The sequence below is a fragment of the Corallococcus terminator genome (assembly GCF_049194865.1).
Classification (GTDB): domain Bacteria; phylum Myxococcota; class Myxococcia; order Myxococcales; family Myxococcaceae; genus Myxococcus; species Myxococcus terminator_A.
Genome location: NZ_JBLZWL010000098.1, coordinates 1 through 24,877 on the forward strand (window position 1 = coordinate 1; position 24,877 = coordinate 24,877).

Sequence of the window (24,877 nt, forward strand, 5' to 3'; positions counted from 1 at the left end):
CTACACGGATGACCTGCGCAAGCTCGGACTCACTCCGGAGCCACTGTCCCGCTTCTCCGACGTCGCCTGGGGGCGCGTGGCAGCGCATGCTCCCGCGAAGTAATCGTTGCGCATTGCAACGGTGAGTCGTCCCTGTTTTCCCTGTCTCACGCCAGATGGCGTCAATGACTCAGTGATGTTTTTCATTGCCACGCAGTGAGCCGTCAATTCTTGTCGCGTGGCGGACCCGGGCGAGTCCCGGCAAACCCAGACATATGTAGAACCCCTCATATTGACAGACATGTGACAACTCCTGTGGCATGCGCGCGCTTTCCCACCCCCACACAGTCCGCAAGGAGTTGCCAACGCAATGTTGCGTCCATTCAATGGATTGGCGGTGTTGTTGGCGCTGGTCGCACTGGGCCCCCCAGGCTCGGCGTCCGCGCGTCCCATGTATTGGCCCAATGACCTGGTCTCGCTCGATGACGGGTCTGTCGTGTACGGAGACACGTACACGCTGGACCAGGTCTATTCAGAGGTGACCTACGAGAAGTTCAGCAACTGCACGGGCGTCTGTGTGTCCGGCATGGAGGCGGGGGATCTGGACGCCCACGTCTTCGTGGACGAAGGCGCGGACCCCGAGGCGTCGAACACGACGGAGCCTCCGGGCTCGCAAGTGAATCCTTCGACGGTCGACCCGGCGGGCCAGCCCTTCAGCAAGGCGTTCCACAAGGATGATGGCTTTGGCAACAGCCTGTTCGGCGCGGGCTACACCATCGACGCGACGCTGAATGGTGTTCCGTCGACGGCCACCACGGGCGCGAAGCTCGACGCCACCGCCGAGGGGAAGATCTGGGGCAAGGCCTTCGGCTCGGGCAGGCAGGACCTGCTGCGGGGCCGCGCCACCGCGAGCGGCCACCAGTCGGGGACCTTCGACGCGACGGCGAACGTCTATGTCCTGGGCGCGCAGATCTACGAGAAGAAGCTGTCCGTGGGCACGGTGACGCTGGTGGACGAGGTGCTCTTCAACCGCGAGTTCATCAAGGCGCAGAAGAGCTTCAACATCATGTTCATCTCGGTGACGGTGAAGGCCGCGCTCGCGGGCAACGCCGGCGTCAAGGTGACGGCCTCCGTGGGCCCCACCGCGGCGAAGCTGCTGGCGACTCCCAAGGGTGGCGTCTACGCCACGGCCAGCGCGTCCGCTTCCATCTTCGTGGTCAGCGTGGGCGTGGAAGGTACGTTGACGCTCATCGAGGCCTCGCTGCCCGTCAGCGGACAGCTGGTCTCCAGTGGCTGCAGCACGCTGGGCTGGGATCTCAAGTCCTCGTTCTCGGTGAAGACGCTCTCTGGAAAGCTGAAGGCCTTCGTGAAGATCAAGCTGTTCTTCATCAAGAAGAAGGCCTCCGTCACCGTGGCCTCGTGGAACGGCAACCTGACGGGGAGCACCACCACCTGGAATCTCTACAACACCGCGGGCACCGCGCCGATGTACTTCACGTGCGTGGGCGGCGCTCCCGTGGGAGGGATTGTCACGCTGAACTCCGTGCCCACTCCGCCGACTTCAGGTGGCGGAGGGACCACGACACCGCCCCCCGGGCCTGGTGGCGGTGGTGAGTGCCTCATGGCCACGGTCGCGGGCGAGGGACTGCGCCCCATGCCCTGCCTCTAGTTCAAAGAAGGCCACCCTGACCCAGGAAGGGGACCGCTCCACGTGAGGCGGTCTCCCGCGCATCACTCCCGGCGGTGACCATCGCCGCCGGACACTCTTCGCTTCCTCCAGGACCTCTCGTGCCCCGTCGCCACTGGCTCACAGCCGCTGTCTTCCTCGTCCTCGCGCTGGGACTCGTCGCGCTCCTCGCCAGGAAGGAAGAGGCCGCACCGCCGCCCCTCGTCGAAGCCACCAAGTCCCCGCGTCCGCCGGCGCTCATGCCGGCTCCGATGCCAACTCCTGGCCCCGCGACCACGGACCGGTGGCGCCGCGCGTGGGTTCCTGGCACGCAGTTCGTCTACACCGTCTCCGCCGAGCAGCGGCTCTCGTTCGGCCAGCCCGTCCGGAACGCGCCGCCCACCGTGCGCATGGGCCTGACGGGTGAGCTGAGCCTGGGGGTGGTGGGCGTCCATGGCGACCAGGTGGACCTCCAGGTATTGGTGCGCGCGGGGAGCATCACCTTCGAGTCCGAGGGAAAGGACTCGCTGGACGAGAAGCGGCGCCCGGAGATGCTCGGCCACCTCCAACAGCCGTTCTACGTGACGCTCAACGCGCAGGGCGCGGCCCTGGTGACGTACTTCGAGCTGGGCGTGAATCCCGTGGCGCAGAACTTCCTGCGCTCGCTCGTCGCGTCGACCCAGTTCGTGATGCCGGACTCGCCCCAGGGCACCTGGCAGGCCCAGGAGCTGGATGTCACCGGGCAGTATGTCGCGAACTACCAGGGCTCCGCCGGCCAGCCCTATGTGAAGTCCAAGGTGCGCTACCTCCGGCTGTCCTCTCCCGAGGGACTGCGCGCGATTGCCTCCACCGTTCAGGTCGCGACCCGCTCTCGCACCGCCATCACCCTGGGGGACGAGCTCTGGCCGAAGTCGCTCGAGGGCCAGGAGCGGTTGGAGCTGAACTCGAACGACGGAGCGCCTCCCATCCTGGGCGAGGGCCAGGTGTCCCTGCTGCGCACGTCCGTGCGGCACGTGCCCACGCTCATCGGCATGCTCGACGCGCGACGCAAGCACCTGGGGAAGACGTCGCTGGCCACGCAGGTGTTCGCTCCCACGGACCCGCGCGATGAGCTGCGGCGACAGGTCGCGGGCGCCGGGCTGGAGGACCTCGCCGGCAAGCTCCGGCAGCTTCCTCGGGACGAGGGCGCGAGTGGACAGGCCACCGCCCAGCTCATGGCGCGACTGAAGGCCCTGTTCCAGTTGGAGCCCGCGTCGGCCCTGGCTGTCCCCGGCCAGCTCCGGGGCGAGGAGGATCGAAACACCTACAGCAGCATGCTGGGCGCGCTGTCCGCCGCGAGCACCCCCGAGGCGGTGCGGGCCCTGGGACAGGTCGCGAGCGATGGCACCATGGCGCTGCCCGTTCGAGTCGATGCGACTGCGGCGCTCGGCGCGGCGGAGGCTCCGACGGCCGAGGGCATCGAGGCGTTGCGAGCCCTCTCGGGCAGCACCCAGCAGGAGCTTCGAGGCACCGCCACGCTGGCCCTGGGCAACGCGACCCGGAACGCCCTGGCCCAGGAGGGTGGGGCGCTGGGGGAGTCGCTGATGGCTGAGTTGATGCGGGGAGTGGCGACCGCGCCGACGCCCCAGGCGCGCGCGCTCCAGCTTCGCGCGCTGGCGAACACCGCGGATGCGCGGGTGCTGCCCACACTCCAGGACGCGCTGAGAGACCCATCCCCCATCGTCCGCGAGGCGGCGGCGGAGGCGCTGCGGCTCATTCCGGGGCCCGATGCGGACCGGATGGTGTCCGCCGTCATGGTGGGGGACGCGGCTCCGGAGGTGCGCCGCGCGGCCATCTTCGCGAGCAGCTTCCGTGCGCTGGCGCCCCAGCTCCCCGCCCTGGCGCAGGTGATTCGCCAGGACACGGTGGAGGCGGTGCGCATCGAGGCCGTGCGCCTGCTCGGAACGAATCTCCGCAACGCGCCGGGCGTCGCGGAGATCCTCGCGTGGGCGGGGCAGAACGATCCGAACAGCGACGTGCGCCACACCGCCATGGCCTTCCTCGGCACCCGCGCACCCGTCCAGTAGCGCGGGTGCGCGGAGGGGAGGGCGCTTCAGTCCTTCCCGGCGCCCTTGGGTGGACCTTCACCGCCCATGGGCGACAGCCGCGCGGACAGCGCGCCAGCCTGCTCGTGCGGCATCTGGTCGCGAGGTGAGCGGTAGTACTGCATGGGCGAGTGGTGCAGGAAGTTGGAGACGCGGCTCGTGTAGAGGCACGCGTACTGCTCCACCTGGTAGCCGAAGCGGCTGTTCTCGTTGCCTTCCTTGAACAGCAGGCCCCAGTACGGGTTGAAGCCCTCCTCGACGTCCTCCTCCAGCGTGTCGGCGATGCCCGTCGCTTCCTTCAGCGCCCGGCGCATCTTGTCCAACTCCGACTTCAACTGGCGGCGCTGCTCCTCCACGGATTCGCGCTCGGAGGGCGTCAGCGGCTCACGCTCCAGCCGCCGCTCCAGCAGGTTCAGCAGCGTCTTGTGGTGGTTGACCTCGTCATCCAGGCGCTCGCGGAGGATCTCCATCTGCGTGAGGGTGCCGATCTCCTCGCGCCGCGTGGCGGTGTAGGTGATCTCATCTTCAATCTCCTGCACCACCATGCACGTGCGCCACAGCGACGACTTCTTCGACTTCAGGATGTCGCCGTAGATGTGGTCGCCAACGTAGAGGATGTTCTCACCCCGGTAGCCGGTGAGCTCCTCGAAGCGCGCCAGGTTACCGCCCGAGTACGCCTTGCCCCGGTCCAACGACGTGGCCTCGCCGACGGAGCGACCTTCCTCCGTCGAGGTGTCCAGCTCCAGGAACGGCCGCGCGTCGGTGAAGAAGCCCGGCTTGCCCGCGGCGGTCACCACCACGTCGAAGTAGTTGCGCCAGCTCGGGTACTCCGGCAACTGCCCGTCCAGCAGGTACTTCATCACCGCGTCCGTGTAGTCCCACGCGGAGTTCGTCAGCAGGAACAGCCGCTTGCCGCCCGAGCGCAGCTTGTGCAGCGCGGGCCCCAGCTCCGGGTCCAGGAACACGTACCGGCTCAGGTCCTTGCGCACCTCGCGCTTGAGCGAGTTGTCCCGGTGGACCGCGTCGATGGCCTCGCGGATGTCGTCATACAACTTGCCGTAGTCGACGCTCTGGCCCAGCGACTCCAGCAGCTCGATGATGCCCGCGAAGAGGCACGTCTCCGGCAGCGCGAACAGCGTGTCGTTCCACGCGAACTGCGGGTTGCGCAGCCGCACGCGCTTGTTGCGGTACAGCTCTCGCGACACCTCCGGCTTCAGCGGACGCAGCCCGTGGTACGCGCGGCCCACGTGGCCGAACCGGTCCATCTTGAGGATGTTTCCGTTGAGGCGGTCCACCGCGAGCCCACGCATCACGAAGTGATGGTCGTAGAGCAGGTGCCCCACCAGCGAAGGGTAGTGGTACTCGCTGATGAGCTTGGCCAGCGTCATGTCGAACGAGAGCTGCTCCAGCCGGCGCATGTGGTAGATGGCCAGCGTGTAGTCCATGTCGAAGCCGATCAGCTCCAGGCCGGACATGCGCAGGTTGCGATTGACGAAGACCTCGCGCGCCCTCGGAACCGCGTCCCGGGTGGGGGCACGTGGCGTGGTGAGCAGCCGCGTCAGCGTCTCGTCCTCGAGGAGCTGCTGGGCGTGCTGGGCAGCTGACTCCGCACGCGCGCGGTTGAGAGGTGAACGAAAGCTCCCATGCAGCGGGTCCGGAGACGGCCCGCCGGGGATTGGACGGAAGGGGGACAGGGTTGGAGCCACGGGACGTCCACACATAACACGCGTGCTTGTCGGCGGCTCGGTCCTTGAGGGCACTGGACGGGCATGGCACGCTCTTGGACCGCGATGCGTTCGCCCGTTCGACGTCAGCCCTCGGAGACTCCCGAGGAAGTCCATGCGCGCCTGGCCTCCCGGGTCGCCGCGCTTGAGGACCGGGTGCGACGCCTGGAGGCCCGGCTGCGCGCCGCGCCTCCTCGTCCTGGCGCCAGCCCTCGGAGCACCTCCGGGCGGGCGGCCGAGCCCTCGACGACGGTGTCCCGGCGAGCGCGCCCGCGCTGTCCGGGCTGTACGCTGGAGCTGCCACCGGGCCGACGCGGCGAGTCGTGCGTCTGGTGTGGCTTCGTCTTTTCCGCAGTGCCCCGCCGCCGCCCGGCGCGAAAGAAGCGATGAGCGCCACGTATCGTCTGACGGGTCGAATCGAGTCCGGAGAGCTGGCGGAGCTCTACGAAGCCGTCCAGGCCCCCTCGGGCGAGGTGGTGGTGAAGCTCTTCCACCCCAAGACCTCGGACCCCGCCTACGCGCTGGACCTGGCCGAGACGACCCGGCTGCTCCAGTCCGTGCGCCACCCGGGCATCCTCCATGTCGTGGACATGGGCGTGGTGCGTCAGAGGCTCGCCGTGGTGCGCGAGGACCTGGACGGCGCCCTGCTGGGCACCGCGCTCCAGCGCCTGCACACCAAGGAGGTCGTCCTCCCCTCGGCGGTGGCGCTCTACATCGTCATCCAGCTGCTGGACGCCGTGCAGCACGCGCACGACGCGGGCGTCATCCACGGCGCGCTCACGCCCGGCAACGTGGTGCTGGGCCGCAACGGCACGCCCGCGGTCTGCGACTTCGGCGCGATGCGCGCGCTCATGGCGGTGCCGCAGCTGCGCAAGTCCTTCGCGGGCCGGGGCCGTGGGACGTACCGCGCGCCCGAGGTCTCTCGCGGAGAGGCCGCCACGGAGGCGTCCGACGTGTACTCGCTGGGCGCCATCGCCTACGAGCTGCTCACGCAACGCGAGCCGGTGATCCCCGGCAGCGGCGTCTCCACGCGCCGAAGCGAGGGGCTGCCGCCCCCCAGCCGGTTGGACCGGCGCATCAACGCCCGGTTGGATCCGCTCGTGCTTCGCGCGCTGGAGCCCAACGCGGGGCGGCGGTTCCGCGCGTGCTCGGAGTTCTCGAACGCGCTGCGCAACTTCCTCTCCGCCAGTGGTGGCATGCCGGGCGCGGACGAAGTGCGCCGCTTCGTCACCGAGCTGTTCCCCAACGAGGTCAGCCTCGCGAGCCTCGCGGCCCCGCCGTTCAAGGAGCCCTTCTCGCTGGAGCCCATCTCCGGCGCGGAGATGGACGACCTGGGCCTGGGCGCCGAGGAGCCCGAGGCGTCCATCGTCCAGCGCGCCCCCTACAGCCGCTCGCTCACCGAGACGGAGGCCCGCGCGGCGACGCTGGAGTCGGCGCCCGGCTTCGAGGAGTACCGCCCGGAAGACTACGAGCCGGATATCGCCGCGCCCGCTCCCGAGCCGGAGCACGAGGCGCGCCTGCCCGAAGGGGACTGGACGGAGGGGACGAAGAGCGCCGGGCCCGAGCAGAGCTGGGATGCGCCTCCGGGCGCCGCGCCGCCCAAGCCGCGCCGTCCCCATGGAGCGCAGGCGCAGGGTGGCGGAGCGGGGCAGGGGGCCGCGCGTCCCCAGGCTCGCAATCCGCGCATGCGTGTCGTGGAGGACTTCTCTTCACCGAGCCCGCCGGCCGCCGACGATGACGAGGAGTTCTCCGTCGTCGGACGCCGCGCCGCCGCCCGGGCCAAGCGCGCGCCGCCGCCCGTGGAGAAGGGGCCGCGCACGCTGCCGGACCCGTTCCCCGCGGTGGCCCACCCGGGACAGCGCGACGACATCGCGCTGCCTCCGCCTTCCGCGCCCTCGCTTTCCGCGCGGCAACCCCAGCGGATGAACACGAACGAGCGGAGCATCCAGAAGACGGAGCATCGTCGCGGCAAGCTCGTCGCCATCGCCGGAGTGCTGGCGCTCGTCGGGCTCTCCACGTTCGTCATCGCCGCGTGGCGCCTGGGAGGAAGCGAGCCCATCGAGACGCCGGAGGCTCAGCAGCCCGACGACGCCCCCGTCCTCGCGCCCGAACCGACGCCGATTCCCCGGCCCGCGCCGCCCCCGAAGGCCGCCGCCCCCCGCGCGCCGGAGCCCCGCGAGGAGGTGGAGGAGACGCTCGTGACGCTCAACAAGCCGCCCGCCAAGGTGCGCGGCTTCCTGACCATCGAGACCAACATCCCCGCGAAGGTGTTCCTCGATGGCGACCTCATCAGCCGCTCGACGCCCGTGAAGCGCTACCCCGTGCGCACCGGCTCCTACGAGGTCCTGATGATCGCGCTGTCGACCGGTGAGGTGAAGAAGGCACCGGTCCGCATCGTGAAGGGCAAGACCTATCAAGTGCACGTGGTGGACTTCAGCGTGCCCCCCCGACGGTGACCATGGACTCCACTCGCATCTTCGTCGTCGAGGACCAGCCGCAGCTGCTCAAGAACCTGCTCAAGGTGCTGAGCACGTTCGAGGAGCTGGAGGTCGTGGGCAGCAGTCAGGAGGGCGAGTCCGCGGTGGAGGACATCGTCCGCCTCCGTCCCCAGCTCGTGCTGTTGGACCTGGAGCTGCCCGGCATCAACGGCATCCAGGTGACGCAGAAGGTGAAGCGTCGGGCGCCGGAGGTGGAGATCCTCATCCTCACCTCGTTCGACGACGAGCAGAAGGTCTACGAGGCCATCCAGGCCGGCGCGTCCGGCTACCTGGTGAAGCGCGTGGGCCCGGAGAAGATTCGCGCCGGCATCCACGAGGTGATGGCGGGCGGCACCGTCCTGGAAGCCATCATCGCCCGTCGCTTCTGGAACTACTTCCAGTCCATCCAGGGCAAGCCCGCCACGCCGGAGAAGAAGGCGGACAACCCCTGGAAGCTGACGCCCACCGAGTTCGAGGTGCTGGGCTACGTGGCCAAGGGCCTGTCCAACGCGGAGGTCGGCCACGTGATGACGTTGGAGCGCCGCACCGTCCGGACGCACCTGTCGCATATCTACCGGAAGATGGGCGTCAACTCTCACGTGGAAGCCGTGGTGATGGCCCTGCGTGAAGGTGTCGTGGACCTGTAGCCCCGCCCTGTATACGGTGGGGGCCTATGCGCAAGGCTTCCCCGAAGACCACCGCTCCCGCCCGCGCCGCGGACCCCGCCCTCCAGTCGCTGTTCGACGTGCACGAGGCCACGCTGCCCAACGGCCTCCAGGTGCGACTGCTGGCCAACCACCTGGCCCCCGTCGTCAGCCTCTACACCTTCTTCAACGTGGGCAGCCGCAATGAGCGCCCCGGCATCACCGGCATCAGCCACCTGTTCGAACACATGATGTTCAACGGGGCCAAGAAGTACGGCCCCAAGATGTTCGACAAGACGCTGGAGGCCAACGGCGGCAGCTCCAACGCGTACACGTCCCACGACATGACGGTGTACTACGACGACTTCTCCTCCGACGCGCTGGAGACGGTGTTGGACCTGGAGTCGGACCGGATGCGCTCGCTGCGCATCTCCCAGGACATGCTCACCAGCGAGCGCGAGGTGGTGAAGGAAGAGCGCCGCGTCCGCATGGACAACGACATCGGCGGGATGATGGGCGAGGAGCTGGACTCGCTCATCTACAAGGCTCACGCCTACCGCTGGCCGGTGATTGGCTGGCTGGCGGATATCGAAGCCATCTCCCGCGAGGACTGCCAGGCGTACTTCCGCACCTACTACGCCCCCAACAACGCGGTGCTCTACATCGCGGGCGACATCGACCCGAAGAAGACGCTGGCCCTGGTGCGCCGCTACTACGGCGACATCCCCCGAGGCCCCGCGCCGCTGCCCGTCATCAACGCGGAGCCCGAGCAGCGCGGTGAGCGCCGCGCCACCGTGCGCCACCCCGCGCAGTCTCCCGCGGTGATGATCGGCTACCGCGGCCCGCCCGCGCGCGACGACGACACGCTGGCCCTGGACGTGGCGCAGTACGTGCTCACGAAGGGGGAGGGGAGCCGCCTCGTCCGCTCCATGGTGTACGAGCAGAAGGTGGTGGTGGGCGTGGGGCTCGACTGGGGCTGGCGCATCGACCCTGGCACCGTCCTCTTCTTCCTCGAACTCAAGCCGGGCGCGGACCCGCAGAAGGCGGAGGCCTCGCTGTACACGGAGCTGGAGAAGCTGGCGCGTGACGGAATCACGGACCGCGAGCTCCAGAAGGCGCTCAACAACCTGCGCTCGGACCACCTGCGCGAGCTGGCCACCAACAATGGCCGGGCCCATGCCATGGGCAACTACGAGGCGCTGCTGGGTGACTGGCGTTCCGTCCTCACGCTGCCCTCGGCCTATGCCGCCGTGACGAGCGAGCAGGTGAAGGCCGCCGTCGCGAAGTACCTCCTCCCCGAGCGGCGCTCCGTCGTGACGCTGCTGCCCGCGCCTTCCGCAGAAAGCTGATTGCCTCCATGGCCTCCCGCAAGAAGAGCCGAACCCCGAAGTCCTCCCCCCGCCGCGCCGCGAAGAAGCCGGCGGCCCGGGCCACGAAGTCCGCGCCTCGAAAGACGGCGTCTCGCAAGGCCGCGCCCGTCACCAGCTCGGCCAGTCGCGCGCTGGTGTTCCCCACGCTGCACGAGAGCACCACGTCCAGCGGGCTGCGCGTGGTCGCCGCCGAGCGCGGCCCCCTGCCCATGGTCTCCATGCGGCTGGTGATTCGCGCCGGCAGCGCCACGGACCCCGCTGGCAAGCACGGCATCGCGGACTTCGCGGGCCGGCTGCTGCGCCGTGGCACGCGCCGCCTGAGCGCGGAGGCCATCGACGAGGCCGTGGAGTTCGTCGGCGCCAGCCTGGGCGTGGGCGTGGGCGAGGACACCATGTCCGTCGCCATCACCACCCCGGCCGAGCACTTCGCGCAGATGCTGGGCATCATGGGCCAGCTCGTGAAGGAGCCCAGCTTCCCCGATTCGGAAGTCGTGGACGCGAGAGATCGCGCGCTGGCCCAGTTCGCCAATGACCTGGACGAGCCGTCCGTCATCGCTGACCGCGCCATGGTCCAGGCGCTGTGGGGGAAGCATCCCTACGGGCACGACGTGAGCGGCTCGGTGAAGACGGTGACGACGTTCACCCGGGACGACGCGGTGCGCTTCCACCAGGAGCGCATGGGGCCGAAGATCGCCATGCTGGTGGTGGTGGGCTCGGTGGACCCCAAGCGCGTGGCCGCCGCGGCCGAGGAAGCCTTCGCCGGTTGGACGGGCGGCCCCGACGCGCCCCTGGTGATTCCGCCGCTGACCAAGGTGGCGAAGGCCGGCAAGGTCATCGTGGTGGACAAGCCGGACCAGACGCAGTCGCAGGTGCGCATGGGCGGCCCGGGCTACCGGATGGGCCACGAGGACTACTTCCCGGCCACGGCGATGAACGTGGCCCTGGGCGGTGGCTTCACGTCGCGCCTGATGAACGAGGTCCGCGTCAACCGGGGCCTCACGTACGGCATCGGCTGCTGGTTCGACGCGATGAACGCCGCGGGCATCTTCGCCCTGTCCACGTTCACCAAGACGGAGTCGACGCGGGAGATCATCGACGTGTCGTTGGCGGAGATCACCAAGATGCGCGACTCGGGCATCAAGCCGGGCGAGCTGCGCGACGCGCAGGCGTACATGGGGGGCCTCTACCCGCTGCGCACGGAGACGAACGAGTCCATCGCCGCCAGCATCGCCGACATCCGACTGCACGGGCTCGGTGACGACTGGGTGGTGAACTTCCGCGACAGGCTGCGCGCGGTGACGCCGAAGCAGGTGGCCGCGGTGGCGAAGAAGTACTGCTTCGCCGAGCCGCCCACCATCATCGTGCTGGGCAAGGCGGACGCGGTGAAGAAGCAGCTTCGCGGCCTCGGCCCCATCTCCGTGGTCCAGGCCTCGGAGTACGAGTGACGGAGGTTCGCATCCTCTTCGAAGGGGGAGGACTGCTGGTGGTGGACAAGCCGCCCGGGGTGCCGGTCATCCCCGGGCGTGACGGTGGCCCCTCCCTGCGAGACTCGCTGGGGGAGCAACGCAAACAGAAGATCTTCGTGGTGCACCGGTTGGACCGCGACACGTCCGGTGCGCTCGTCTTCGCGCTCGATGCGCAAGTGCATCGGGCGCTCTCCGTGGCGTTCGAGGCGGGCAAGGTGCGCAAGCGCTACGTCGCGCTGGTGGAGGGGCGCGTCGATGCGCCTCACCTCGTGGACGCGCCGCTGGTGGCCGCTCGCAAGGGCCGCATGCGCGTGGCCCGTCCGGGAGAAGCGGACGCGAAGCCGTCTCGCACCCGCGTGCGGCCGGTGGAGAGCTTTGATTCCGCCACGCTGGTGGAGGCCGAGCCGCTCACCGGACGCACCCACCAGATTCGCGTGCACCTGCTCTCGTTGGGACACCCACTGCTGCTGGACCATCAGTACGGCCGGGACACGCCGTGGCTGGAGAAGGAGCTGGGAGGGCAGGGTGACGCCGTCGTCCTGGCGCGCACCCCGCTGCATGCCGCGCGCGTGGAGTGGCCCGCGCTGCCGGGCGTGGAGGCCCGCGCGGTGGAGTCGCCCCTGCCGCCGGACATGAGCCGCGTGCGGGAGCTGCTGCGGCTCACGCTGACGTGACGACGACGCGGGCTACTTCACCTTGAAGCTGTTGGAAGTGCCCTCGACGCCGAAGCGGTCCTTCACCGTCAGCGTCACGTTGGCGCCCTGGACGTCCACGGAGAGGGGCTGCGTGCAGACGCCCGCGACGAACATGTCCAACGAGGTGGGGCTGACGCCGCCGCTGGCGTGGTTCACGGTGAGGTCCAGCTTGTCCTCGAACTCGGCCGCGCGGGGGCCCAGGGCGCGGACCGTGACGACGAAGGGTTGTCCCTGGGTCTGCTCCTGCACGGGCTCGAACTCGAAGCCGGTGATGTCTCCCGGCTCCATCGGGGTTCCCGGCGTCGGGCCGGCGTCGGGCTCCGGCTCCAGCCCACCGTCGAACTCCAGGCCTCCGTCAGTGACGAAGACGCCTCCATCAGGAACCTCCTCGACCCCGCCATCCTCATCGATGACGACGACCTCTTCGGTGACGGTGAAGCCGTCATCACGGCGCGCCTCGCGCCCATCCGCGAGGACGACACGGACATCGTGAGAGCCCGGCTCCAGCCCCTCCGGCAGGTCCGCGGAGAGGGTGCCGTCCGCACCGAAGTCTCGCAGCGGCGCTTCCACCTCACCGAACCACAGCCGCACGCCCGTCCCCGCGCTCGCCTCCTGTTGGGCGTAGTCCACGCGGATGGGACGCACCACGTCGAGCGTCACGCGGATGGTGCCGGGATAGCCGACATGCGCCTCCCGCGGACTCACCGAGCGGATGGTGGGCGCGGGGAGCACCGCGCTCGAGCCGCAGGCCGACAACAGCAGCGCGAGGAGCACGGTGATGCGCGTCATGGCTCGAACCTCACTCCCAACAGCGCGGCCACACCGCCGAGCTGCGCATCCAGCAGGGGCGTGCTCGCCGGAGCCCAGGCGCCACGCAGCTCTCCCAGCGCGCTCCAGCGCCCGAATCGGTACGCGCCCTGGATGGCCAGAAACCCCATGCCCGAAAGCTTGCTCTCTTTCACTTCCGGCTGGAAGTCGCTGCGGAGTCGATGACGGAAAGGTGCCAGTCCACCTCCTGCTCGGCCGTACAGGGTGAGCGCGGCGAACTGGAGCACCTCGGCACGCACCGACACGAGGACGGGCACCGCCAGCACCTGGGAGCGCACCGTGCCCAGCGTCCCCACCGTCCCATTGAACGTGGCGCCCCGCACGCCCACCTCCAGCTCCGCCGCGAACCTGCCACTCCACCATGGCAGGGCGAGCGAACCCCCGAGCACGCCGAGGGGCCCCGTGTTGTCGCCGCTCGCGAACGAGCCCCCCGCGAGCACGTGCAGCGCCGGACGCCAGGTGACGGGAGGCGCCACGACGACGGGCGGCGCGGGCCCCGAGGGTGCCACGACGAGGGGCGCGCGCTTCACCTCGGCCTGGGTGCGGGCCTCCTCCGCGCCCGGCTCTTGGACGACGGCGGAGACAGTGGTGGCGTCAGGCTCGGGGATGACCCGGAAGCGCGCCAGGTGGTCGGAGCCCCCGGGCACGGGCTCGAGCCGGGCGCCGTCGACGGACAACTGCATCGCGTCCACGTCGACGGGACCTTCACCCGCGATGAACAGCCAGCCTCCGTCGGAGGGGAGGGGCGCCGGAGTGAGCGCCACCACGCGGGGGCTCGCTTGAGGCGCATCCAGGGGCGTGGCCGCATCCGTGCGCAGCTCTCCCCGGGTGGCGAGCACGCGCGCGGAGGTGACGCCGGGAGGCACCTCCACCGGCACGCGAGCCTTGCCCCGGGCATCCGCCTGGATGGGGCCAAAGCGCTTCTCCCCGAGAAGAACCTCGACGGTGGCCCCGGCCGCAGTGGCCACGTCGAGCGTCGTCTGTCCGAGCAGCGCGAGCCGGAACAGCGTCACCTGGGGAGGACCGTCACCGGCCTCGACCCAGAACGCGAACACGGCCACCAGCGGGTGTCGCACCGGAGGCGGCGTCCAGCGGAAGGTGCGCCGGGCACCTCCGTCCAGGCGCTCGTCGGCGAACCGGCCCGAGGAAGCCGAGGCCCGCACGGGCCCCGTGCCCGAGGGCACGCGGACCTCCAACGCGACGGCCGTGTCCCGCCCCAGGACGACGCGGGCGGGGGTGGCGAGCACCTCCAACCCGGAGTCCGGGGGCTCCGCCGCCACGGCCGTCGAAGCGGCCACGGCCAGCAGCACGAGGAACAGCGGGAAGGGCGGCGGGCGGGTGCGCACGAGCAGTACCGCCAGACTTCACCCTCCCAGCGGACCTCGGTCAATCCCCGTTGACGGGGGATTCCTCGACAGGCGCGTCTCCGGCGCCATCCACGGGAGCGAGCTGGGGCTTGTCCGCGGGGCCGGTGACCTGCCGGATGGGCGGGCTGAAGGCCGGCTTCTCCGTCGGAGCGCCGCCTCGGCCGTGCACCAGCGTCTTGGTGTCGGTGCGGAAGGTGAGGTCCACCTTGTCGCCCCGCACCCCTGTCACCAGTCCCACGCCGAACGTCGGGTGCTGGATGACCTGACCCACGCTGTACGTGTCCTTCGGGCTGTAGCGGGGCGCGTTGGCGACGTCCTTGCCCGCGAGCTGCTCCTCGAAGGAGATGATGATCTTCTCCGCCTTGGACAGGCCACTCGAGGACCGGCGCGGGGCGGGCGCGGGGCGGTCCGTCGTCCCCGGAGCGCCTCGGTAGGCGTGGTCTCCGTTGCAGGTGTTGCAGCGCACCCGAGCGAGCTTCGTTCCCACAATCGCCAGGATGGTGTGCGCGAGGGTGAGCTTGCAGCGGGTGCAGTATGCGTCCACCTCGCCGCCGACCTTTTGAGTTGCCATGTTCGTCTGAGTTCTCGGCCCGGCGCGCCTCGCGGGCACCGGGCTTGGAAAGAAAGGGGCGCGGAACATAAACGCATCGCTCCGAAGTGAGGTAGTCCCTTCGTCGCCCGCCCGCCTGGAGACATCACACTCAGGCTTGGGAGGGAACACTTCGCTTGTGCCCCCCGCCGTGGCACGTAAGAGTAGGCGCCTGACCGCATGACCACGCAGACCCCCAGCAAGCCGGCCCCCCGCGAGCCAGGGATGCTCACCCAGTCGGTGGCCAGCTTCGGCAAGGGCCTCATCGACGTCGTCAGCACCATTGGCGGCGTGGTGACGCTGGCCGCCGACGTGGCCCGCTGGAGCGTCAGGCGTCCCTTCCGCCTCCAGAACCTGTTCGCCCAGCTGGACTTCGTGGGCGTGGGCTCCATCTTCATCGTCAGCCTGACGGGCCTGTTCACCGGCATGGTGTTCGCCCTCCAGACGTCCGAGGCCTTCGCGCTCTTCGACGCGGAGAGCCTCGTGGGCCCCACGGTGGCGCTGACGCTGACGCGCGAGCTGGCGGCGGTGTTCTCCGCGCTGATGGTCACCATGCGCGCCGGCTCCGCCATGTGCACGGAGCTGGGCACCATGCGCGTCACCGAGCAGGTGGACGCGCTGGAGACGATGGCCGTCAACCCGGTGCAGTACCTGCTGGTGCCGCGAATCCTGGCGGGCCTGTTCATGGTCCCCATGCTGACCATCCTGTTCAGCACCGCGGGCATGACGGGCGCCTACTTCGTCGCGGTGGGGGGCCTGGGCATCTCCCCGGGCACCTTCCTGACCCGCACCCAGCAGTGGCTGGAGCCCGTCGACATCTACGAGGGCGTCATCAAGGGGGCCGTGTTCGGCGTCTCCGTGGCGCTCATCTGTTGCTACAAGGGCTTCAACGCGTCAGGCGGCGCCAAGGGCGTGGGCCAGGCGACGACCGAGGCGATGGTGGCCAGCGCCCTGTCCATCTTCATCCTCGATTTCATCGTGGGCATCGTGATGCACTGATGGCTGCCTCAGGTCCTCCGTCCAGAACAGAAGCCGGCGCGTCCACGAAGCCGATGATTGAAATCGTGGACCTGCACAAGACGTTCGGTGAGAACAAGGTCCTCACCGGCATCAACTTGAGCGTGCCCGCGGGCAGCACGTGCGTCATCCTCGGCGGCTCCGGCTCCGGGAAGACGGTGCTGATGAAGCACATGATTGGCCTGCTCCGCCCCGACAGCGGAAAGGTCATCATCGACGGCGAGGACATCGTCCCCATGGGCGTCGATGACCTGCAGCGCGTCCGCAACAAGTTCGGCATGGTGTTCCAGGCCGCGGCCCTCTTCGACTCCATGTCGGTGTTCGAGAACGTCGCCTTCCCCCTGCGCGAGCACACCCGCCTCTCCGAGGACGAGCTGTACGCCAAGGTCCGCTCCAAGCTGGATTTGATGGGGCTCAAGCGGGAGGTGGAGACGAAGTTCCCCGCGGACCTGTCGGGCGGCATGCGCAAGCGGGTGGGCCTGGCGCGCGCGGTGGTGTTGGACCCGAAGATCGTCCTCTATGACGAGCCGACGACGGGGTTGGACCCGATTACGACGGACTACGTGGACGAGATGATCCTGGCGGCGCAGCAGGGGCTGGGCGTCACCAGCGTGGTCATCAGCCACGACATCTCCTCGGCGTTCAACGTAGGGGACCAGATCGCGTTCCTCTCCAAGGGTGTCATCGTGGCGCACGGGACTCCGGAGGAACTGCGCGAGTCCCAGCACCCGGCGGTGAAGGTGTTCCTGGAGACGTGGTTCGGGAAGAACTGAGGGCGGGCGCCCTGGCAGGGGTGCGCTTTCAGGAAAATGTGGCACTCCAGATGCAAAACGTTAGAGTCGCGCCCGGCCGGTAGCCCTCGGAGTCACATCAGGTGAAGAAGCTCGTTACGCCCTTCCGTGTTGGCCTGCTGGTCATCGCCGCGGGGGCCTTTTTCGTCTCCTTCGTGCTGTTCGCGCGAGAAGGCGGCCTGAGCGACAGCGACTCCACGCGCGTGTGGGCCTACTTCCGCGACGCTTCCGGCCTCGCGGTGCGCGGTCGGGTGCAGATCGCCGGCATCCGGGTGGGAGAGATTGACGACATCATCCTGGAGGGCACGCGCGCGCGCGTCGTCCTGAAGATCCGCAACGACGTGGACCTTCGCGAGGACGCGGTCGTCACCAAGCGCTCGGAGTCGCTCCTGGGCGACTACCTGCTGGACTTGAATCCCGGCACGGAGAACGCCCCCAAGCTGGAGAACGGCGGGCAGATCCGCCGGGTCATCGACACGCAGGGCATGGAGGCCATCTTCGAGTCGCTGTCGCAGATCACCTCCGACATCCAGCAGGTGACGGGCTCGCTGCGCGAGGTGCTCGGTGGAGAGCGCGGCGCCGGCTCGCTCCAGCGCATCGTCGAGAACCTGGTGCGACTGTCGGACTCGGTGGACGCGACGGTGCGCCGCAACGCGGACCGGCTGGACGTCATCCTCTCGAACTTCGAGGGTGTGTCGACCGACGTGCGCACGATTACGCACAACAACCAGGCCGACGTCGGCCGCATCGTCGACAACATCGAGTTCATCACCCGCGACGTGCGCGAGGTGCTCGCCAGCGTCAAGAACATCGTCGGAAGCGGGGAGGGTGACTTCAAGGAGAGCGTGGCCAGCCTGAAGCAGACGCTGACCAAGCTGGACAACTCCCTGGGCAACCTGGAGGAGATCACCCGCAAGGTGAAGGACGGTGAGAGCGCCGCGGGCATGCTGCTCACCGACGAGAGCGTGGGCCGCGAGGTGCGCGAGACGGTGCGCGACGTGTCCAGCCTCGTCTCCCGGCTGACCGAGCTCCAGACGGAAGTGGGCATCCAGAGCACCTATCTGGCGGCGCAGGGGCGCTCGAAGAACATGCTGTCGCTGCGCCTCATCCCCCGCCCGGACAAGTACTACCTGCTGGAGCTGGTGGACGACCCGCGCGGCACCGTCACCACGCAAGTGGTGCAGACCAACCCGCCCTCCGAGGGCGACCCGGTCATCCAGACGCAGAAGGTGACGAAGGAGAGCCTGAAGATCAGCGCCCAGTTCGCCAAGCGCTGGTACTTCACCACGCTGCGCGTGGGCCTCATCGAGTCCACCGGCGGCGTGGGCGCGGACCTGCACTTCTTCGAGGACGCGCTCACCCTGAAGATGGACGCCTTCAACTTCGCGGCGGACGAGCTGCGTTATCCCCGCCTGCGCGCCACGCTGCGGGCTCAGGCGTTCGACCACCTGTTCGTCGTCGCGGGCATGGACGACATGCTCAACGCGCAGCAGCGCGACACGGCGACCCAGCGCCTCATCGCGGGCCGTGACTTCTTCGTGGGCGGTGGCCTGTTCTTCACCGACGACGACCTGAAGGCCATCATCACCGCCACGGGCATCCCCACCCCCTGAACGGGGTTTTCACGGCTGCGCGGCTTGACGCCAGCCGTGAAACCGCGTACCCGGCACGGGCACGGGGTTCCTGGTAGGGCGCCGTGCCCCCCTCTGTATTTCCAGGAAGCTCGCAATGTCCCTCCTCGTCGTCGGCTCCGTCGCACTGGACTCGGTGGAAACCCCCTTCGGACAGAAGGAGGACGTCCTCGGCGGGTCCGCCACCTACTTCTCCACGTCGGCGTCGTTCTTCACCCCCGCGCGGATTGTCGCGGTGGTGGGCGAGGACTTCCCCGAAGCGCACCTGAGCTTCCTCAAGGGGCGGGGCATCGACCTGGAGGGCCTCACCCGGGTGCCCGGCCGCACCTTCCGCTGGAAGGGCCGCTACGGGTACGAGCTGAACGAGGCGAAGACGCTGGACACCCAGCTCAACGTCTTCCAGACCTTCTCGCCCGACCTGCCCGCGGCCTACCGCGACACGCCCTACGTCTTCCTGGGCAACATCCACCCGGAGCTGCAGTCGCGCGTGGTGGATCAGGTGCGCTCGCCCAAGCTGGTGGCCGCCGACACGATGAACTTCTGGATCCAGGGCAGCCGCGAGGCCCTGCTCAAGACGCTCCAGCGCGTCAACCTGCTCTTCGTCAACGACTCGGAGGCGCGCCAGCTCGCCGGCGAGCACAACGTCGTGAAGGCCGCCCGCGCCATCCTCGGCATGGGCCCGCAGCGCGTCGTCATCAAGCGCGGCGAGTACGGCGCGCTCCTCTTCGATCAGGACCACATCTTCGCCTGCCCGGCCTTCCCGCTGGCCGAGGTCTTCGACCCCACGGGCGCCGGAGACACCTTCGCGGGCGGCTTCATGGGGGCGCTGGCCACGGCGACGTCGGGCATCGACTCGACGGTGCTGCGCCGGGCCATGGTGATGGGCAGCGTCATGGCCTCCTTCACCGTGGAGAAGTTCAGCCTGGAGCGCCTGCGGGAAGTGACGCATCCGGAGATCCGCGCGCGTTTCGCGGAATTCAGGAAGCTGACCCATTTTGACGACCTGGGGCCGCTGGAGCGTTGAGCGCCTGGATGGTGGGGTGGGGTCCTGGCTCACCCACGAACTTGACGGTGGATTCAGGCCGTCTCTAGGCTTCCACCCTTTGGTGCTCGGGGAAGGAAGAGGGTTGAGCGATAACCGAAAGTCCGCGCGGGTACCGACCGTGCTGCGCTGCTGGTGCGAGGGGGACAACGTCACCCTGTATGCCCGCATCACGAACCTGAGCGAGGGCGGTCTCTTCCTCCGGACGAGCACGCCGCTCGCGCGAGGAGCGCGCGCGGTCCTCCGGCTGACGCCTTCGGCCGATCCTGAAGTACAGGCGGCGGCCACGGTGGTATGGCTGAGGGAAGAGGAGGACCGGGCGTACCCGCCGGGAATGGGACTCCAGTTCGAAGCGCTGGATGCGGAAACCCTGGGGCGGCTCCGGCGGATCATCTCGCAGCAGCAGCAGAACCCCGTGAAGGCGGTCTGGGCCGGCTGAACGCGGCGCCACCGACCGAGGCACCCATGCGCATCGCCGTCATCTCCGATATCCACTCCAACATCGAAGCGCTCACCGAGGTGCTCCGCGTCTGCGAGCACCAGAAGGTCGACCGCATCGTGTCCCTGGGGGACATCGTCGGCTACGGGGCGTCTCCCAACCCCTGCTGTGAGCTGGTGCGCTCGGTGGCGGAGGTCACGCTCCTGGGCAACCACGACGCCGCCGTCGCGGGGCGGATGGACTACTCGTACTACTACGACGCCGCCCGGCACGCGCTGGACTGGTCCGCCAACGTCCTCACGGACGAGAACATGGCCTGGCTGCGCAGCCTGCCGTACACGTACCGCATTGGCGAGGTGGGCTTCTGCCACGGCTCGCCCATCGACCCGAAGGCGTACGAGTACATCTTCGCGCTGGAGCAGGCGCGGGAGCTGACGCCCTACGTGGAGGAGCTGCCGGAAGTCACCTTCATCGGCCACAGCCACCTGTGCCGGGCGTTCGCCATCGGCAATGGCGAGGTGAACGACGTGGTGGCCCAGAAGTTCGGCATCCGCAAGGGCTACAAGTACATCATCTCCGTGGGCAGCGTGGGCCAGCCGCGCGACTACGACAACCGCGCCTGCTTCGTCATCTGCGACACGGATGCGCGCACGGTGGAGTACGTCCGGGTGGAGTACGACATCGAGACGTCCGCCCAGAAGATCTTCGACGCCGACCTGGCGCTCAACTTCGGCAAGCGCCTGTTCCTCGGCGTTTGACGCGGTGCCTTGGCGAAAACTGGGCAGGGTGGGGGGAAATGAAATAAACCGGGTGCGTGCGCCCCCAGGTCCTCCGAGCATCCCTCCGGCCCTTCGCGGCCCTTGTCTCCGCCCTCTTCCTGGTGCTGTCGGCCTGCCGTCGCGAGCCGCCACCTCCGTCCGCCGAGTACGAGCAGGCCACCCGGCAGTTCCGCGAGCTGTACGCGCAGAAGCTGGATGAGGCGTATCTGGACCCGAAGATGGGGTCCATCGAGGCGCAGCTCCAGCGAGTGCCCCAGGACAGCCTGGATGCGCCCTCCGCGCAGGAGCTGCTCAAGCGCATCCAGACCAACCGGGCCCGCATGCAGGAGGCCGCCGTCGCGCGCCAGAAGGCCGTGGCCAGCGCCCACGAGGTCGTCCCGAACGCGCCCTCCACCACGCTGGCGCCGCCGCCTCCTCCTCCGCGTCCCGAGCCAGTGGACGCCGGCCCTCCGGACGCCGGCCCGACGAATGGCCCCCAGATCGGCACCCCGGCGAACGAGCTGGTCGCCGGCTTCCGTGGCTGCTTCAAGCGCGGCGCCCCCATCAACGTGGAGGGACGCGGCATCCGGGAGGCCTGGGAGCTGACGGCCGGCACGGCCTGCGGCCTGGAGTTCCCGGGCCATGCGGACACGGTGCTGCTCGTCGAAGAGGGACGGGTGTTGATGCTGTTGCCCAAGAGCTCCGTGCGGTCGGTGGTGAGGCCGCAAGATTCCGGGACGGTGCCCGCCGCGGGGACCGACGCCGGCCGTTAATCAAAGACGCCCCATGAACGAACAGACCTTCATGAAGTTGATGCGCGTGTTGCCCAAGTCCGCCCTGTCGACGGCGGTGGGAATGGCCACGCGAGTGCCCATCCCCGCGCCCGTGCACCAGGCGGCCATGCGGGCGTTCGCCAAGTCCTACAACGTGGACATGGCGGAGGCCGAGCACCCCATCGAGCACTACCCGACGTTCGCCCAGTTCTTCACGCGAGGGCTCAAGCCGGGCCTGCGTCCCATCGACCCGGACGAGAAGGCCGTGGTGTCCCCCGTGGACGGCCGCGTGTCGCAGCTGGGCTACTCCGAGCACGGCCGGTGCCTGCAGGCCAAGGGCATCGAGTACACGGTGGACGAGTTGCTGGGTGACGCGGAGGCGGCGAAGCCCTTCCACGGCGGCGCCTGGACGACCATCTACCTGTCGCCGCGCGACTACCACCGCATCCACTCGCCGCTGGCGGGCACCATCACCGGCTACGCGTACATCCCCGGTGAGTTCTGGCCGGTGAACCCGGCGTCGGTGAAGAACAAGCAGGCCCTGTTCTGCGTCAACGAGCGGCTGGTGACGTACCTCCAGACGTCGGCGGGGCAGTGTGCCGTCGTGAAGGTGGGCGCCACGTGTGTGTCGCGCATCAAGGCGTCCTACGAGGACATCACCACGCACACGGGCCAGCCGGGCAAGGTGCACCGGTATCAAGAGGGCTACAAGGTGGAGAAGGGCGGCGAGCTGGGCCGCTTCGAGATGGGCTCCACCGTCATCCTGTTGTTCGAGCCGGGCCGCGTGAAGTGGGACCCCGTGATGCAGGATGAAGCGGTGCTTCGCCTGGGTCAGCGCATCGGAGTCATCCCGTGAGTCAGACGCTCAGCGCCGTCAAGGGCATGAACGACCTGCTGCCAGGGGAGATTGAGATCTGGCAGTACGTGGAGGGCCTGGCGCGGGAGCTGTTCGGTCGCTTCGGTTACGGAGAGATCCGCACGCCCATGTTGGAGGACACGGCGCTCTTCGTGCGCAGCGTGGGCGAGGAGACGGACATCGTCGGCAAGGAGATGTACACCTTCATCGACAAGGGCGACCGCAGCCTGTCGCTGCGTCCCGAGGGCACCGCCCCGGCGGCGCGCGCGTACATCGAGCACTCCATCCTGAACCAGGAGCCGCTGACGCGCTGGTTCTACACGGGGCCGATGTTCCGGTACGAGCGGATGAAGACGGGCCGCTACCGGCAGTTCTATCAAATCGGCGCGGAGGCCTACGGCTCGAAGGAGGCCGCCCAGGACGTCGAGGTGATGGACATGGTGGCCCAGTTCCTCCAGAAGCTGGGGCTCCAGGACATCACGCTCAACCTCAACTCGCTCGGAGACGAGACGTGCCGGCCCGCGTACCACGCGAAGCTGGTGGAGTACCTGGAGGCCCACCGCGAGGAGCTGTGCTCCGACTGTCACCGGCGCATGGAGAAGAACCCGCTGCGGGTGCTCGACTGCAAGAACCCGACATGCCAGGCGGTCGCCTCCAAGGGCCCCAACGTGCTCGAGTTCCTGTGCGAGCCGTGCCGCGCGCACTTCGATGACGTGCAGCGCAAGCTGACGGCGCTGGACATCAAGTACGTCGTCAACCCGCGCATGGTTCGAGGCCTGGACTACTACACGCGCACCGTCTTCGAGTTCATCGCCTCGCACCCCGCGCTCGGCACCGCCAGCACGGTGGGCGCTGGCGGCCGCTACGACAAGCTGGTGAAGAGCCTGGGTGGGCCGGACGTGCCCGCCGTCGGCTTCGCGTGCGGCCTGGACCGCCTGGTGCTCCTGCTCAAGGAGAGCCAGCAGAAGTTCGGCGCGACGCCGGACCTGTTCATCGCGGTGGCGGACGCGGGCTCGCAAGACGCGGCCTTCACCCTGGCGAGTCGTCTGCGACGTGACGGCCTTCGCGTGGACTTCGACACGCGCGGCGGCAGCCTCAAGAGCCAGATGAAGCGCTCGGACAAGAGCGGGGCGCGCTTCACGCTCGTGCTCGGTGAGCTGGAGCGCACCAGCGGACAGGCCAGGCTCAAGCAGATGGCTGGAGGGGAGCCCATCCCCGTGGCCCTGGACGACATCGCGCGGACCGTGCGGGCCCATTCGGCCGCTCCCCGGGCGGACGGACCTGTCGCCTCCTGATACAGAGACGGGAAATTTTAGGATTTCCCGTCTTTTGTTTAAAACCAGAGGAACCTCGTAACCTCCTGGAAATTCAGGGGAACCCCCTGGGACTCATTCGCGCCGCCTGGGCCGCTGCGGTAGACTCGCGCGGAAATGTCGGGTGAGTCCCCCACCTCCGCTTCGCCTTCGGCCTTTCGCTGGATTCCCGTACGGGGAGACAGCATGTGGCCATCGTTGCGGGCAGGGGACTTCGCCGGGGTGGAGCCGCTGTCTGGCGAGGCTCGGCCGGGTGAGGTGGTGCTGGCGCGGTTCGACGATGCGCTCGTCCTGCATCGAGTCCGTGTGACGGGTTCGGGTGTGCTGTCGCTGCGTGGGGACAATGCGCCGGCCGAGGACCCTCCGATTCCGGCGTCGCGCATCCTCGGGCGTGTGACGTGTGTGCGGCGGGGTGCGGTGGAGCTGGGCGCGGAGTGGGATGTGGGGCCGTCGCGACTGGGACGGGTGCGCGCGGTGGTGCGGGGCAGGGTGGCGCGGTGGCTGGGACGGGGAGGGCGGCCATGAGCGGCGACTTCTCGGCGGACCACCTTCCGCGGCGGCGGGCGGGCGCGGAGGGACAGCGCTTCGGCGCGGATTATCTGCTGCTGGACGCGGAGGGGCGCACGCTGCGCGGCCTCAACGCGACGGCGGTGCGAGTCTGGGAGCTCAGTGACGGGACGCGCTCGGCGCGCTCGGTGGCCGAGGTCGTGGCCCGCGAGTTCTCGATGGACGTGGGACAGGTGCTCACGGACACGTTGCGGTTTCTCTCGGACCTGACCCGCATGGGTCTGGTCGACGAGCTTCAGGAGGTACGGTGATGCGAGCGCGCATTGCAGGCGTCTCGGCGGCGGCGCTGCTGCTGACGGCCTGTACAGAGGGCGGTATCTCGCCCAGGGTGTTCGACTGGACGGATGCACCCGCCGAGGGGACGCCGCCCGAGCCCGTCTCTCCGACGGACGTGCTGGGTGAGGAGAGCGAGGCCGCCCGGCCTCCGGCTCCTGAAGCCGCCGCTGAGGGCGAGCCGATGCCCGCGCCTGTCACCGGACGCGCGGAGGTCGTGGGGTTGGACGCTCGCGGCCTGTCGGACGTGGCCCAGGTGGACGTGGACCTGACGGTGAGCGGAGTGAACGGCAAGGGCCGCGTGGAGGTCGAGTTCGTGTCGCCCTCCGGCCATCCGTACGAGCGGCGCACCTCCGTGGTGGAGGCGAAGCCGGAGATGACTCGCACCGTGCGCTTCTCGCTGCCCGTGGCCGGGACGACGGTGGCCACCTCTGGCATGAGCGGGACGTGGCAGGTTCGCTTCTTCCTCGACGGCGCGCCGCTGACCACGGCCGCCTTCACCTTGGAGCCGTGACTTGAGGCCCGCCG

23 protein-coding genes are annotated in these 24,877 nt (G+C 69.0%); 19 read left to right on the top strand and 4 right to left on the bottom strand.

Translation table 11 applies throughout. The features are described 5' to 3' along the window. Nucleotides 1–349: 349 nt before the first annotated feature. Both ACN469_RS30020 and ACN469_RS30025 read left to right on the top strand, forming a co-directional pair. Complete coding sequence (locus tag ACN469_RS30020) at nt 350–1,648, top strand: hypothetical protein (protein ID WP_498773360.1); 1,299 nt, start codon at nt 350–352, stop codon at nt 1,646–1,648. Nucleotides 1,649–1,767: 119 nt separating this feature from the next. Further along, entirely contained in the window at nt 1,768–3,711 is a 1,944-nt protein-coding gene (locus ACN469_RS30025) for a HEAT repeat domain-containing protein (protein WP_498773362.1), read from the top strand. Between the two features lie 26 nt (nt 3,712–3,737). On the opposite strand, the gene ACN469_RS30030 is transcribed toward ACN469_RS30025, so the two are convergent. After that, entirely contained in the window at nt 3,738–5,450 is a 1,713-nt protein-coding gene (locus tag ACN469_RS30030; RefSeq protein ID WP_498773364.1) for an HAD-IG family 5'-nucleotidase, read from the bottom strand. A 389-nt stretch (nt 5,451–5,839) separates the two neighbouring features. Here ACN469_RS30030 and ACN469_RS30035 point away from each other — a divergent pair, with 389 nt between their 5' ends. The 5 genes from ACN469_RS30035 to ACN469_RS30055 are packed head-to-tail and all read left to right on the top strand — an operon-like array spanning nt 5,840 to nt 12,084. Next, the gene (locus ACN469_RS30035) at nt 5,840–7,909 is read left to right on the top strand and encodes a serine/threonine protein kinase (protein ID WP_498773366.1); all 2,070 of its coding nucleotides are present in this window, start codon (nt 5,840–5,842) and stop codon (nt 7,907–7,909) included. Between the two features lie 2 nt (nt 7,910–7,911). Next, nucleotides 7,912–8,577, top strand: a complete 666-nt coding sequence (locus ACN469_RS30040; protein WP_498773368.1) for a response regulator — start codon at nt 7,912–7,914, stop codon at nt 8,575–8,577. A 26-nt stretch (nt 8,578–8,603) separates the two neighbouring features. Beyond that, nucleotides 8,604–9,923 carry a M16 family metallopeptidase gene (locus ACN469_RS30045; protein ID WP_498773370.1) on the top strand — a complete coding sequence of 440 codons (1,320 nt, stop codon included), beginning with the start codon at nt 8,604–8,606 and terminating at the stop codon, nt 9,921–9,923. A gap of 8 nt (nt 9,924–9,931) precedes the next feature. Then, complete coding sequence (locus ACN469_RS30050) at nt 9,932–11,389, top strand: M16 family metallopeptidase (RefSeq protein ID WP_498773372.1); 1,458 nt, start codon at nt 9,932–9,934, stop codon at nt 11,387–11,389. Further along, the gene (locus ACN469_RS30055) at nt 11,386–12,084 is read left to right on the top strand and encodes an RluA family pseudouridine synthase (RefSeq protein ID WP_498773374.1); all 699 of its coding nucleotides are present in this window, start codon (nt 11,386–11,388) and stop codon (nt 12,082–12,084) included. The genes ACN469_RS30050 and ACN469_RS30055 overlap by 4 nt, the downstream gene beginning before the upstream one ends. A gap of 12 nt (nt 12,085–12,096) precedes the next feature. On the opposite strand, the gene ACN469_RS30060 is transcribed toward ACN469_RS30055, so the two are convergent. The 3 genes from ACN469_RS30060 to ACN469_RS30070 are packed head-to-tail and all read right to left on the bottom strand — an operon-like array spanning nt 12,097 to nt 14,871. Next, on the bottom strand, nt 12,097–12,894 hold the full coding sequence (locus ACN469_RS30060; protein ID WP_498773376.1) for a hypothetical protein: 798 nt from the start codon (nt 12,892–12,894) through the stop codon (nt 12,097–12,099). After that, entirely contained in the window at nt 12,891–14,279 is a 1,389-nt protein-coding gene (locus ACN469_RS30065) for a hypothetical protein (RefSeq protein ID WP_498773378.1), read from the bottom strand. Before ACN469_RS30065 ends, ACN469_RS30060 begins: the two co-directional genes overlap by 4 nt. A gap of 40 nt (nt 14,280–14,319) precedes the next feature. Continuing rightward, nucleotides 14,320–14,871 (bottom strand): hypothetical protein, encoded by a 552-nt coding sequence (locus ACN469_RS30070; protein WP_498773380.1) that lies wholly within the window; start codon nt 14,869–14,871, stop codon nt 14,320–14,322. Between the two features lie 198 nt (nt 14,872–15,069). Here ACN469_RS30070 and ACN469_RS30075 point away from each other — a divergent pair, with 198 nt between their 5' ends. From ACN469_RS30075 to ACN469_RS30130, 12 genes are all read left to right on the top strand, one after another. Continuing rightward, nucleotides 15,070–15,888, top strand: coding sequence for an MlaE family ABC transporter permease (locus tag ACN469_RS30075; RefSeq protein ID WP_498773382.1), 819 nt, complete (start codon nt 15,070–15,072; stop codon nt 15,886–15,888). A 53-nt stretch (nt 15,889–15,941) separates the two neighbouring features. Continuing rightward, nucleotides 15,942–16,679, top strand: a complete 738-nt coding sequence (locus tag ACN469_RS30080; RefSeq protein ID WP_498773384.1) for an ABC transporter ATP-binding protein — start codon at nt 15,942–15,944, stop codon at nt 16,677–16,679. Nucleotides 16,680–16,780: 101 nt separating this feature from the next. Beyond that, complete coding sequence (locus tag ACN469_RS30085) at nt 16,781–18,310, top strand: MlaD family protein (RefSeq protein ID WP_498773386.1); 1,530 nt, start codon at nt 16,781–16,783, stop codon at nt 18,308–18,310. A 115-nt stretch (nt 18,311–18,425) separates the two neighbouring features. Further along, complete coding sequence (locus ACN469_RS30090) at nt 18,426–19,352, top strand: PfkB family carbohydrate kinase (protein WP_498773388.1); 927 nt, start codon at nt 18,426–18,428, stop codon at nt 19,350–19,352. 103 nt (nt 19,353–19,455) lie between these two features. Further along, on the top strand, nt 19,456–19,809 hold the full coding sequence (locus tag ACN469_RS30095; RefSeq protein WP_498773390.1) for a TIGR02266 family protein: 354 nt from the start codon (nt 19,456–19,458) through the stop codon (nt 19,807–19,809). A gap of 26 nt (nt 19,810–19,835) precedes the next feature. After that, nucleotides 19,836–20,567 carry a metallophosphoesterase family protein gene (locus tag ACN469_RS30100; RefSeq protein ID WP_163869826.1) on the top strand — a complete coding sequence of 244 codons (732 nt, stop codon included), beginning with the start codon at nt 19,836–19,838 and terminating at the stop codon, nt 20,565–20,567. 56 nt (nt 20,568–20,623) lie between these two features. Then, nucleotides 20,624–21,340 carry a hypothetical protein gene (locus ACN469_RS30105; RefSeq protein WP_498773393.1) on the top strand — a complete coding sequence of 239 codons (717 nt, stop codon included), beginning with the start codon at nt 20,624–20,626 and terminating at the stop codon, nt 21,338–21,340. A 13-nt stretch (nt 21,341–21,353) separates the two neighbouring features. Continuing rightward, a complete protein-coding gene (gene asd, locus ACN469_RS30110) occupies nt 21,354–22,196 on the top strand; it encodes an archaetidylserine decarboxylase (protein ID WP_498773395.1) in 843 nt (280 codons plus the stop codon). 26 nt (nt 22,197–22,222) lie between these two features. Next, complete coding sequence (gene hisS, locus ACN469_RS30115; RefSeq protein WP_498773478.1) at nt 22,223–23,491, top strand: histidine--tRNA ligase; 1,269 nt, start codon at nt 22,223–22,225, stop codon at nt 23,489–23,491. Between the two features lie 135 nt (nt 23,492–23,626). Further along, nucleotides 23,627–24,034, top strand: a complete 408-nt coding sequence (locus ACN469_RS30120) for a S24/S26 family peptidase (protein ID WP_498773397.1) — start codon at nt 23,627–23,629, stop codon at nt 24,032–24,034. Continuing rightward, nucleotides 24,031–24,327: a PqqD family protein gene (locus ACN469_RS30125; RefSeq protein WP_498773399.1), complete on the top strand. Its 297-nt coding sequence runs from the start codon at nt 24,031–24,033 to the stop codon at nt 24,325–24,327. Before ACN469_RS30120 ends, ACN469_RS30125 begins: the two co-directional genes overlap by 4 nt. Continuing rightward, on the top strand, nt 24,327–24,863 hold the full coding sequence (locus tag ACN469_RS30130; RefSeq protein WP_498773401.1) for a hypothetical protein: 537 nt from the start codon (nt 24,327–24,329) through the stop codon (nt 24,861–24,863). The genes ACN469_RS30125 and ACN469_RS30130 overlap by 1 nt, the downstream gene beginning before the upstream one ends. The last annotated feature ends 14 nt before the right edge of the window (nt 24,864–24,877 follow it).